The 11,996-nt window shown below is 41.6% G+C and carries 8 protein-coding genes and 1 pseudogene; 2 read left to right on the top strand and 7 right to left on the bottom strand.

Annotation, left to right across the window (positions count from 1 at the left end; genetic code table 11):
- Positions 1–36: 36 nt before the first annotated feature.
- Positions 37–1,445 (bottom strand): annotated as a pseudogene (locus F542_RS09105) (surface lipoprotein assembly modifier).
- Between the two features lie 196 nt (positions 1,446–1,641).
- Positions 1,642–2,538 carry a factor H binding protein domain-containing protein gene (locus F542_RS09095; RefSeq protein WP_025267371.1) on the bottom strand — a complete coding sequence of 299 codons (897 nt, stop codon included), beginning with the start codon at positions 2,536–2,538 and terminating at the stop codon, positions 1,642–1,644.
- A gap of 235 nt (positions 2,539–2,773) precedes the next feature.
- Between F542_RS09095 and rho the strand changes: the two genes are divergently transcribed.
- Entirely contained in the window at positions 2,774–4,036 is a 1,263-nt protein-coding gene (gene rho / locus F542_RS09090) for a transcription termination factor Rho (RefSeq protein ID WP_015431785.1), read from the top strand.
- 81 nt (positions 4,037–4,117) lie between these two features.
- Positions 4,118–5,269, top strand: coding sequence for a cytochrome-c peroxidase (locus F542_RS09085; protein WP_025267370.1), 1,152 nt, complete (start codon positions 4,118–4,120; stop codon positions 5,267–5,269).
- Positions 5,270–5,296: 27 nt separating this feature from the next.
- Here the strand turns inward: F542_RS09085 and rlmB are convergent, their stop codons facing one another.
- The 5 genes from rlmB to rpsG form a co-directional block, all read right to left on the bottom strand.
- Entirely contained in the window at positions 5,297–6,034 is a 738-nt protein-coding gene (gene rlmB / locus F542_RS09080; RefSeq protein ID WP_025267369.1) for a 23S rRNA (guanosine(2251)-2'-O)-methyltransferase RlmB, read from the bottom strand.
- A gap of 68 nt (positions 6,035–6,102) precedes the next feature.
- Complete coding sequence (gene prfC / locus F542_RS09075) at positions 6,103–7,683, bottom strand: peptide chain release factor 3 (RefSeq protein ID WP_015431788.1); 1,581 nt, start codon at positions 7,681–7,683, stop codon at positions 6,103–6,105.
- Between the two features lie 256 nt (positions 7,684–7,939).
- On the bottom strand, positions 7,940–9,127 hold the full coding sequence (tuf, locus tag F542_RS09070; protein WP_015431789.1) for an elongation factor Tu: 1,188 nt from the start codon (positions 9,125–9,127) through the stop codon (positions 7,940–7,942).
- 67 nt (positions 9,128–9,194) lie between these two features.
- Entirely contained in the window at positions 9,195–11,297 is a 2,103-nt protein-coding gene (fusA, locus tag F542_RS09065) for an elongation factor G (protein ID WP_025267368.1), read from the bottom strand.
- Between the two features lie 92 nt (positions 11,298–11,389).
- Positions 11,390–11,860 carry a 30S ribosomal protein S7 gene (rpsG, locus tag F542_RS09060; RefSeq protein WP_015431791.1) on the bottom strand — a complete coding sequence of 157 codons (471 nt, stop codon included), beginning with the start codon at positions 11,858–11,860 and terminating at the stop codon, positions 11,390–11,392.
- Between the last annotated feature and the right edge of the window lie 136 nt (positions 11,861–11,996).

Genomic DNA, 11,996 nt, shown 5'->3' with positions numbered 1-11,996 from the left:
CCACAAGATAAGGCTCTTGTGGCGATTTTTCAAGGTCTAAAATAGTTTTTCTAATGTGATAAACCATTCTTGATTTTGACGAGTATAGAAATCGGGTATGTTACTATCAATTTTCTGATAACGGAAATTGAGCTTAGGCACAATGCCTCGCCAATGCCAAGTGCGGTTCCAGACTGCCACATTAGCCTGATATTCCGTGTCTAACCGCTTATAGCCAAACAAATAGTGCTTATCCGCAAAATATCGCTTGCCAAAGCCGATACTTGCCTGCATTGCCCAGCGTTCGCCCTGAAAAACCGCTCCCACTCGAGCCAACCATTTATTCGAACTTTGTGCTGTTTCCCGTGCAATTTCACGCACGCCATCTAAATTTGCAAAAAACCGCCCATTTTTAACCGCTTGCCACTGCACACCGCCACCGAGTTGGTGCTGATAGCTGTTATAACGGCTTGCGGTAAGTTCCTCAAAATAACGTTTTTGCAAATGGGTAAAACGACCCGACACCAACCATTGTGAATTGAGATAACGCAAGCCACTTACAGTTGCTCCAAACTGGTAATTATAACGACTACTCCCCAGCCAATTCTGTTCGATAAACGGCGAAAAACTAAAGCGATAGAGAGCCTTGCGGTAACTATAACTTGGCGAAATAGAAAGCGATTGCTCACGGTAATCTCGGTTATCCCAATAGTAAATCCCGCTATAATTGAGCGTTAAACCGGCAAAATGATTGCCTTTCACGTTGTGTAATTTACTCAACCCTAAACCATAACGCACGCCTTTTGCCGATTGTGGCAAACTCTCTTCATTTTTATGGAAAATCCGCCCATTCACATTCACAATCGGTGAAGATGAGGCATTATTCACGTTATCGGTTTGGGTATATTGCAGATAAAAATCGGACTGCCACGCCTCATTTTCAGCAATTTGGGCTTGGGTATTGCGGGCAATTTTAGCGAGTTCTGGCGGTAAATGGGCTTGAAGTTGCTGAAATTCCCATTCTGCCGCACGAAATTGCTGATCTTCTGCCAAAATCAACGCCAAATCAAAACGAGGATAAACCAAACTCGGGTTCTTGGCTAACAGTTGGCGATAGTGAAAAACTGCCATTTGATGATCTTTTTTCGCATAGGCAAGTGCGGCGTGGGCGTAGTGCCACAACAACGGGTCAAAATTTTCGGTTTGCGGATAACGGCTTAAAAGCGGTTCAAGCGTTGCCCAATCTTGGCTGAGGATGGCTTGGTTAATTTGCCGTTCAACATTCTGATTAAATGAATACGCAGGCTGGTAAGCGGTCGTTTTTTGCGGCTTTTTCGCAAAATTTTGCTCAAATTTGACCGCTTGGAATGGCGTTCAAACGAAACTGGGTCGGTGTTGTGCTCAATTACCGTTTCTGCCCATAAAAAAGGGCTGAAAAGCGAAAATAAAAGGGGATATTTTTTCATAAAGATAAAGAACATTGGTAGAGACGGACCTATATGTTCGCCTCTACGGGATTGATCACTCTCTCCCACGAGGGTAGAGGGTTGTTCGAAGCTGTTAAATTGAAATCTAAACTATTGTGTCTTATGGTATCTACAAGTAATATCAAGACAAATGCCGTTTAATTTTTCGTTAAACAGCATTAAACATTAGAAAAGATTATTGTTGGATATCGCCACGAGTGCCGGCAAGACCAAGTTTTTCATCACCAATATTTAACTCTCCTCCAATTTCTTCAGCATTTGGTCCAAAAAATTGAACTTTATAATTCCCACCTGTATAGTTTCCGCTATTGTAGTCTGGATTACCTTGATGTTTTGATGCCGTCCCCGAAATTGATCCATTGTCAATGTTCCCCTGCGATAAGGTATAACTATCTCCATGTGGATTTCTAATCTTTCCAGAACCAATTCTTTGAGAAAAATCTACATCATATGACAAATCACCAGAGCGATAGAATCTATAATCAAACGCTTGCCCTGTGTAAGTAGCTTTACCTTCCTTAGGTAGAACGTCAGTTTTAAGACCTCTAACATCTACAGTAGATACATCAGAATTTACATAAACATCATTATCCCACCCTCTTTTAGTGGTTGTTGTTACAACGACAACAGAATATTTTTGGTTATACAAATTTCCCCAATGTTCTACCTTTATATTACCTTCTTGACTAGATGAGTAAGGGGCTGTTGAAAATCCTTTCTCTTCAATATCTATCCCTTTGGCTTTTGATATCTTTTCAGCTTCTAAACGCTCCGCTTCCGCTCTCTCTTTCGCCGATTTTTCCTCCGCTAAACGTTCTGCTTCCGCTTTCTCTTTAGCCGCTTTCTCTGCCGCTAAACGTTCCGCTTCGGCTTTCTCTTTAGCTGCTTTTTCTGCTGCTAAACGCTCTGCTTCCGCCTTTTCTTTAGCCGCTTTATCGGTTTGTTGCTGTGTCGTCTGTGGGTTAGTATTCTGCTTTTCCACATTGTTTGAGCTTCCGCCCGAACCACCACTACTACACGCGGTTAAACTCAATAAAATCAAACTGGCTAAAGTTACTTTTTTGATAGACATAAGATGTTCCTTTTGTAAGATAAACAAAAATAGATGTGTATAAAACACAAGTGGATTGTACAAAAAAAAAACAGTTAGTCAGCAAGTACTTTTATTATTCTCTTCATAAAAATCAGCAAACAAGCGCCCAAAAACAAGAAATAATTTGCAAAATGCGCAAAATCGCTGTATTCTTCGCCATCTCAATTCAGGTAAATACCTGTCAGAATTCCAATCAAATAACATTTCTATATTTATGCATCTTACAGAATTAAAAAATACACCGGTTTCTGATCTTGTTGCGATCGGAGAGGGGCAAATGGGGTTAGAAAACCTAGCTCGTTTGCGTAAACAAGATATTATTTTTGCAATTTTAAAACACCATGCTAAAAGTGGTGAAGATATCTTTGGCGGAGGGGTTTTAGAAATTTTGCCAGATGGCTTTGGCTTTTTGCGTTCAGCAGATAGTTCTTATTTAGCCGGGCCGGATGATATTTATGTGAGCCCAAGCCAAATTCGCCGTTTTAACTTGCAAACAGGGGATAGCATTGAAGGTAAAATTCGCCCACCAAAAGAAGGTGAACGCTATTTTGCTCTGCTTAAAGTTGATGAGGTGAATAATGATAAACCTGAAGTTTCTCGCAGTAAAATCCTGTTTGAAAACTTAACTCCACTACACGCAAATTCCCGTTTGCGAATGGAACGTGGTAATGGTTCAACAGAAGATTTAACTGCTCGTATCGTGGATTTAGCTGCGCCAATCGGTAAAGGGCAGCGTGGTTTGATTGTTGCACCACCGAAAGCAGGTAAAACAGTTTTACTACAAAATATCGCTCAAAGCATTACGCACAACTATCCAGAGTGTGAATTGATCGTGTTATTGATTGATGAACGCCCTGAAGAGGTAACGGAAATGCAGCGTTCAGTAAAAGGCGAAGTGATTGCATCAACCTTTGATGAACCAGCAACTCGTCACGTGCAAGTGGCAGAAATGGTAATTGAAAAAGCAAAACGTTTGGTTGAGCATAAAAAAGATGTGGTAATTTTATTAGACTCTATTACACGTTTAGCACGTGCTTACAATACTGTTACCCCCGCTTCAGGTAAAATTCTTTCAGGTGGTGTGGATGCCAATGCGCTACATCGTCCAAAACGTTTCTTTGGTGCCGCACGTAACGTTGAAGAAGGTGGTAGCTTAACCATTATCGCGACAGCTCTTGTGGACACTGGTTCCAAAATGGATGAAGTGATTTTCGAGGAGTTTAAAGGAACGGGGAATATGGAGCTTCACCTTTCTCGCAAAATTGCTGAGCGTCGTGTGTTCCCTGCAATTGAATTTAATCGCTCGGGTACACGTAAAGATGATTTATTAATGTCGCCGGAAGAACATCGAAATGCGTGGATGCTGCGTAAGGTGATCAACCCTATGGACGAAGTGGCGGCGATGGAATGGCTTATTGATAAATTAAGCGTAGCAAAAACTAACGCAGAATTTTTTGAGATCATGAAGCGTTCGTAATTTTTTAAAACAAGACTATATCCCCTTTGATTTTTTATTTTCTCAATCAAAGGGGTATTTTTTATCTGGTGAGTAAATACTATGCGGAAATGGCTGTTTTGTTTACTTCCTCTTTCTGTTTATGCGCTTGAAAAAGAGCCGCGCATTATGCCAACACAGGGGATTGATAAAGCGTTATTAGGACAAATTCTCTTTTTTGATAATAGCCTTTCTTTTCAAGGGAATTTGAATTGCGCGAGTTGCCATAATCCCGATCATGCCTTTGTTGATACACGAGAAACGAGTGCGAATAAAATGGTTTCGCAAGGGGATGATTTAATTTCTTTTGGCAAACGCAATTCCCCTACGATGTTATATGCCAAGTTTTCGCCAGATTTTTATTTTGATGAAAAAAATCAAGAGTATATCGGTGGTCAATTTTGGGATGGGCGCGCACAACATTTGCAAAATCAAGCAGGAATGCCGCCGCTGGATCGATTAGAAATGGGCATGCCTGATAAATTAAGCGTGGCAAAACGCTTGGTGCAAGTTCCTATGTATGTCAATTTATTTTCGCAACATTATGGTTCAGCTATATGGCAAAGCTATGAGCAAGTGTATAGTGCTATGGAAAACGCTTTAGCGGTTTTTCAGCAACAGAAAAAATTACTCGCCCCCTTTGATAGCTATTACGATAAATCACTTCGTGGGCAGTATAAGCTAAGTGAGCTAGAGGAGAAGGGAAAAGCACTGTTTTTTGATAAGGCAAATAGTAGTTGCAGTAATTGTCATAGGCGAAATGAATTGCCAGACCAAGCTGAAGAGACTTTTAGTAATTACCGCTATTATAATGTTGGGGTTCCTAGCAACAAGCGCTTGATTTCCCACAATAATTTGCCAAAAGATTTTATTGATAATGGGCTGCTAGATAACCCCGCGGTTAATGGTGATGTTGCACAAAAAGGTAAATTTAAAGTTCCTACACTACGTAATGTGGCGGTTACCTCACCTTATATGCACAATGGTGTTTTTAACGAGTTACGAACGGTTGTTCTCTTTTTTGATCACTTTAATAATCCCGCTCGGAAGATAAACCCAGAAACCGGAAAACCTTGGGAAATGCCAGAATACCTTCCAACATTAGCAGAGGATAAATTGAAGGGGAGAGCATTAAGTGATCAAGAAATTGATGCTTTAGTTGCTTTTTTAAAAATACTGACGGATGAGCGCTATTTGCCATTATTGGGTGAATAATAGTGGGAGTCGAACTCCCACGCTTAATTAGCAATTTGATTTTTGACGTACAATTTCAAATAAGCATACGCCTGTGGCTACGGAAACATTTAGGGAAGAGACGGAACCTGCCATTGGAATACTGACTAGCTGATCGCAATGTTCGCGTGTGAGTCTGCGCATTCCATCACCTTCTGCCCCCATAACTAAAGCAATTGCACCTTTTAAATCAGCTTGATATAAGCTGGAAGATGCTTCTCCTGCCGTGCCAACAATCCAAATATTACGTGCTTGTAATTCACGCATGGTACGAGCCAAGTTAGTCACTCGAATCAGTGGTACGGTTTCTGCTGCACCACAAGCAACTTTGCGAGCGGTGGATGTCAGTTGTGCAGATTTGTCTTTTGGCACAATTACAGCATCAACTCCTGCAGCATCAGCTGTTCGCAAACATGCGCCAAGATTATGTGGATCGGTTACGCCATCTAAGATCAAAAGAAAGGGTTGAGTTTGACGATCTAGAATGGCATCAAGATCATTTTCATTTAATTCTTTTGCTGGTATGATGCGAGCAATAATCCCCTGATGAACTTCACCTTGCGCTTTGTTATCCAGCGTTTGGCGGTTTACTTGTTGAATAGACACGCCTAAGCGGTGTAATTCATTTAGTAATGGAAGTAGGCGTTTATCTTCTCGCCCTTTTAGTACAAATACTTCAATTAAACGCTCAGGGGCGTTATCAAGTAAAGATTTTACGGCGTGAATGCCGTAGAGTTGGTCGGTCATAATTTTTCTCATGCATGTAAGCGGTCAATTTTTTGCAAATTTTTGCAAAAAATGAGCCGCTTGTTTTATTAATGTTCTCTTGTTTTAAAGAATACTACATCAGGGTAACGCTCTTGAGCGAGATTGAGATTGACCATTGTTGGTGCAATGTAGGTGAGATTATCGCCACCATCTAAGGCTAAATTCGCTTCATTTTTGCGTTTAAACTCCTCAAATTTTTTCGCATCACTGCATTCTACCCAACGAGCGGTTGCGACATTTACCGTTTCATAAATCGCTTCTACGCCATATTCCGTTTTAAGGCGAGATACCACCACATCAAACTGTAACACACCAACTGCACCTACGATTAAATCGTTGTTGAGCAATGGGCGAAAAACCTGTACAGCCCCTTCTTCAGAAAGTTGTACCAAGCCCTTGAGCAGCTGCTTCTGTTTTAGTGGATCGCGTAAACGGATACGGCGGAATAGCTCTGGAGCGAAGTTCGGAATACCGGTGAATTTAAAGGTTTCACCTTGAGTGAAAGTATCGCCAATTTGAATAGTGCCGTGATTGTGTAAACCGATAATATCACCTGCGTAAGCCTCTTCTGCGTGAGAACGATCGCCCGCCATAAAGGTTAAGGCATCGGAAATCACTACATCTTTGCCAATGCGGACGTGTTTGAGCTTCATGCCTTTTTCATATTTTCCTGAAACGACTCGCATAAAAGCAACACGATCTCGGTGTTTTGGATCCATATTTGCTTGAATTTTGAATACAAAGCCACTGAATTTTTCCTCAGATGGTGAGACTTCTCGAGCATCAGATTGGCGTGGCTGTGGTGCAGGTGCCCATTCGGTTAAACCATCAAGGAAGTGATCTACCCCAAAGTTACCAAGTGCAGTACCGAAAAATACAGGGGTTAATTCACCTTTTAAGAATGCCTCTTGCTCAAATTCGTGGCTCGCACCGAGTACAAGTTCTAATTCATCACGCAGCTGTTGGGCAAGATCGCCGCCGACAGCATCGTCTAATTCGGCACTATTCAAACCTTTGACAATTCGTACGTCCTGAATAGTATGCCCTTGTCCGCTTTGGTAGAGATAGGTTTCATCTTTGGCAATGTGATAGACCCCTTTGAATAATTTGCCACAGCCAATCGGCCAAGTGATCGGCGCACATTTAATTTTTAGCACGCTTTCCACTTCGTCTAATAGCTCCATTGGATCACGAATATCACGGTCCAACTTGTTCATAAAAGTAAGAATCGGGGTATCACGCAGACGGGTCACTTCCATCAATTTAATAGTACGTTCCTCAACCCCTTTTGCACTGTCAATGACCATCAAACAGCTATCTACGGCGGTCAGTGTACGGTATGTATCTTCTGAGAAGTCTTCGTGCCCGGGCGTATCCAGCAAATTGACTAAGCAATCATTATAGGGGAATTGCATCACAGAAGTGGTAATGGAAATCCCACGCTGTTTTTCCATTTCCATCCAGTCGGATTTAGCGTGAGCTTGTGAGCCTTTACCTTTTACGGAGCCTGCTTTTTGAATCGCATTTCCGTATAAAAGTACTTTTTCAGTAATGGTTGTTTTACCCGCATCGGGGTGGGAAATAATCGCAAAAGTGCGACGTTTATTAACTTCTTGTGGATATGACATATTATTTTTTTCGTACCTAAAATAGAGGGCGTGACTACAGCCCGTAGCAAGAACAATTGGTTATTTTCCTTGATTTATGAATGTATCTCAACCTTTACCAATGACTATTTTGTAAAAATAGCTTGCAAAAGATTATCAGAATTTGACCGCTTGCATTCCTTTTGCGGGCAAATGCTTAATCACGGCAAGAAAAACAAAAGGCAGACTTTCCAGCCTGCCTTTTCTGCATCTTGCAATGCGCAAATAATTAATCTAATTATTTGATGATTTTCGCTACAACGCCCGCACCTACTGTACGACCACCTTCACGAATCGCAAAACGTAAACCTTCGTCCATTGCGATTGGGTGAATTAAGTTTACAGTCATTTTGATGTTGTCGCCTGGCATTACCATTTCAACACCTTCTGGTAACTCGATTGTACCTGTTACGTCAGTTGTACGGAAGTAGAACTGTGGACGGTAACCTTTGAAGAATGGAGTGTGACGACCACCTTCTTCTTTTGATAATACGTAAACTTCTGATTCGAAGTCTGTGTGTGGCGTGATTGAACCTGGTTTCGCAAGTACTTGACCACGTTCGATTTCTTCACGTTTAGTACCACGTAATAATGCACCTACGTTCTCACCTGCACGACCTTCGTCAAGTAATTTACGGAACATCTCAACACCAGTTACAGTAGTTTTGGTAGTTTCTTTGATACCAACGATTTCTACTTCTTCACCTGATTTGATGATACCACGCTCAACACGACCTGTTACTACAGTACCACGACCAGAGATTGAGAATACGTCTTCGATTGGTAATAAGAATGGTTTATCAATCGCACGCTCTGGCTCTGGAATGTAAGAGTCTAAGTGACCTGCTAATTCAAGGATTTTTTCTTCCCACTCTGGTACGCCGTTTAATGCTTGTAACGCAGAACCACGTACGATTGGTGTGTCATCACCTGGGAATTCGTATTGAGAAAGAAGTTCACGAACTTCCATTTCAACTAATTCTAATAACTCTTCGTCATCTACCATGTCGCATTTGTTTAAGAATACGATGATGTATGGAACACCTACTTGGCGACCTAATAAGATGTGCTCACGAGTTTGTGGCATAGGACCGTCTGTTGCTGCTACTACTAAGATAGCGCCGTCCATTTGTGCCGCACCGGTGATCATGTTTTTCACATAGTCCGCGTGTCCTGGGCAGTCAACGTGAGCATAGTGACGAGTTGCGGTTTCGTATTCAACGTGTGAAGTGTTGATGGTGATACCACGCGCTTTTTCTTCTGGTGCATTGTCGATTTGGTCGAATGCACGAGCTGCACCACCGAAGTGTTTTGCTAAAACGGTAGTAATTGCTGCTGTTAAAGTGGTTTTACCATGGTCAACGTGACCGATTGTACCCACGTTTACGTGGACTTTATCACCACGGTTAAACTGTTCTTTTGCCATTTTTAAGTTTCCTTTGTTGTTGAAATCCCACCGTATCAAAATATACGGTGGAGTTTAAAGATAAAAATTATTTTTTGCGTGCTTCAATAACCGCTGCAGCAACGCTTGAAGGAGCTTCAGCGTATTTTAATGGTTCCATTGAGTATGATGCACGACCTTGAGTTTGTGAACGTAAGTCTGTTGCATAACCGAACATTTCTGAAAGCGGAACTTCTGCATTGATCTTAACAACAAACTCGTTTGCTTCTTGACCGTTTACCATTGCACGACGACGGCTTAAGTCACCGATTACATCACCGACATATTCAGGTGGAGTTTCTACTTCCACTTTCATAATAGGCTCAAGTAATACTGGGTTTGCTTTCGCGAAACCAGCTTTGAATGCCAATGATGCTGCTAGTTTGAACGCAAGTTCAGATGAGTCCACATCATGGTATGAACCGAAGTGTAAACGAACACCAAGATCTACTACTGGGTAACCTGCTAATGGGCCAGATTTAAGCTGTTCTTGGATACCTTTATCAACCGCAGGAATGTATTCACCAGGAATTACACCACCTTTGATTTCGTTCACGAATTCATAACCTGGACCTTCAGGATCTAATGGGTATAAGTCAATCACAACGTGACCGTATTGACCACGACCACCAGATTGTTTTGCATGTTTACCTTCAACATCTTTAACTGGAGTACGGATAGTTTCGCGGTAAGATACTTGTGGTTTACCGATGTTTGCTTCCACTTTGAACTCACGTTTCATACGGTCAACGATGATGTCTAAGTGTAACTCACCCATACCAGAGATGATGGTTTCGCCAGATTCTTCATCAGTGTGAACACGGAATGAAGGGTCTTCTTGTGCTAAACGACCTAATGCTAAGCCCATTTTCTCTTGGTCAGCTTTAGTTTTTGGTTCTACCGCTACAGAGATTACTGGCTCAGGGAATTCCATACGCTCAAGGATAATTGGTGCATCTTGGGTACATAAAGTATCACCAGTGCCCACATCTTTTAAGCCGATTGCTGCTGCGATGTCACCTGCACGAACTTCTTTGATTTCATCACGTTTATTCGCATGCATCTGTACGATACGACCTAAACGTTCACGTTTCATTTTCACTGAGTTATAAACAGTGTCACCAGAGTTTACCACACCAGAGTAAACACGGAAGAAGGTTAAGTTACCTACGAATGGGTCAGTTGCAATTTTAAATGCTAATGCTGCAAATGGCTCATCATCGCTTGCGTGACGCTCACCTTCAGTTTCATCTTCATTGATACCTTTAATTGCAGGAATATCAGTTGGTGCCGGTAAGTATTCAATTACAGCATCAAGCATTGCTTGAACACCTTTGTTTTTGAATGCAGAACCACAGCAAACAGGGATGATTTCATTAGCAAGAACGCGTTGACGTAATGCACCTTTAATTTCTTCTTCGGTTAATTCTTCACCAGAGAAGAATTTATCCATCAATTCATCAGATGCTTCTGCTGCTGCTTCAACAAGGTTGTTACGCCATTCTTCACAAGCTTCAACCATATCTGCTGGAATATCTTCGTAAGTAAAGGTCATACCTTGGTCTGCTTCATTCCAGTTGATCGCTTTCATTTTAATTAAGTCAACTACACCAGTGAAGCTATCTTCTGCACCGATAGGAAGTTGTAGAGGAACTGCGTTACCACCTAAACGAGTTTTGATTTGCTCAACAACACGTAAGAAGTTTGCACCAGTACGGTCCATTTTGTTTACGAACGCAATACGTGGTACTTGGTATTTGTTAGCTTGACGCCATACAGTTTCAGATTGTGGTTGAACACCATCAACAGAACAGTAAACCATTACTGCACCGTCAAGAACACGCATTGAACGTTCTACTTCGATAGTAAAGTCTACGTGTCCTGGAGTATCAATAACGTTGATACGGTGTTCTGGGAACTGTTTAGACATGCCAGACCAGAATGCAGTTGTTGCTGCTGAGGTGATTGTGATTCCACGCTCTTGCTCTTGTTCCATCCAGTCCATGGTTGCCGCGCCATCGTGTACTTCACCGATTTTGTGGCTTTTACCTGTATAGAAAAGGATACGTTCAGAGGTCGTTGTTTTACCTGCGTCAATGTGAGCTGAGATACCGATATTACGATAGCGCTCAATAGGAGTTGTACGAGCCATTATTATTACCTTTAATGAATTCTCTAGAATTTATATACTTAATAGGCTTCATCGCAACCTTTGAGATGAAGCCTACAAAAATCAAAAATCGATTACCAACGGAAGTGAGCAAACGCTTTATTAGCTTCAGCCATACGGTGAACATCTTCACGTTTTTTCACTGCTGAACCTTTATTGTCTGCTGCATCAGATAATTCATTAGCAAGACGTAAAGCCATTGATTTATCACCACGCTTACGAGCTGCTTCAACGATCCAACGCATTGCTAAAGCGTTACGACGAGCTGGGCGAACTTCTACTGGTACTTGGTAAGTAGAACCACCAACACGACGAGATTTAACTTCTACAGTTGGGCGAACGTTTTCAAGTGCTACTTCAAATGCTTCTAACGCTTCTTTACCAGAACGTTGTGCTAAAGTTTCTAATGCACCGTAAACGATTGATTCTGCGATAGATTTTTTACCATCAACCATTAAAACGTTGATGAATTTTGCAAGTAATTCTGATCCGAATTTTGGATCTGGAAGAATCTTGCGAGGTTCAATACGACGACGACGTGGCATTGGGAATTTCTCCGTATAAAAAAATTTTCAGGGTTATCCAAAACTCATCTTTGCATAAGTATATGCTTTTGACTGGAGTTTATGGTTTAAATTAGTTTGACTAAATTAGACGTTTGGCCTTACTTAACGGAGTTCC

The sequence above is a fragment of the Bibersteinia trehalosi USDA-ARS-USMARC-188 genome, assembly GCF_000521725.1.
GTDB classification, from domain to species: Bacteria; Pseudomonadota; Gammaproteobacteria; order Enterobacterales; family Pasteurellaceae; genus Bibersteinia; species Bibersteinia trehalosi.
Note: the sequence above shows the minus strand (reverse complement) of the source record. Positions and strands in the feature narration are given on the sequence as shown.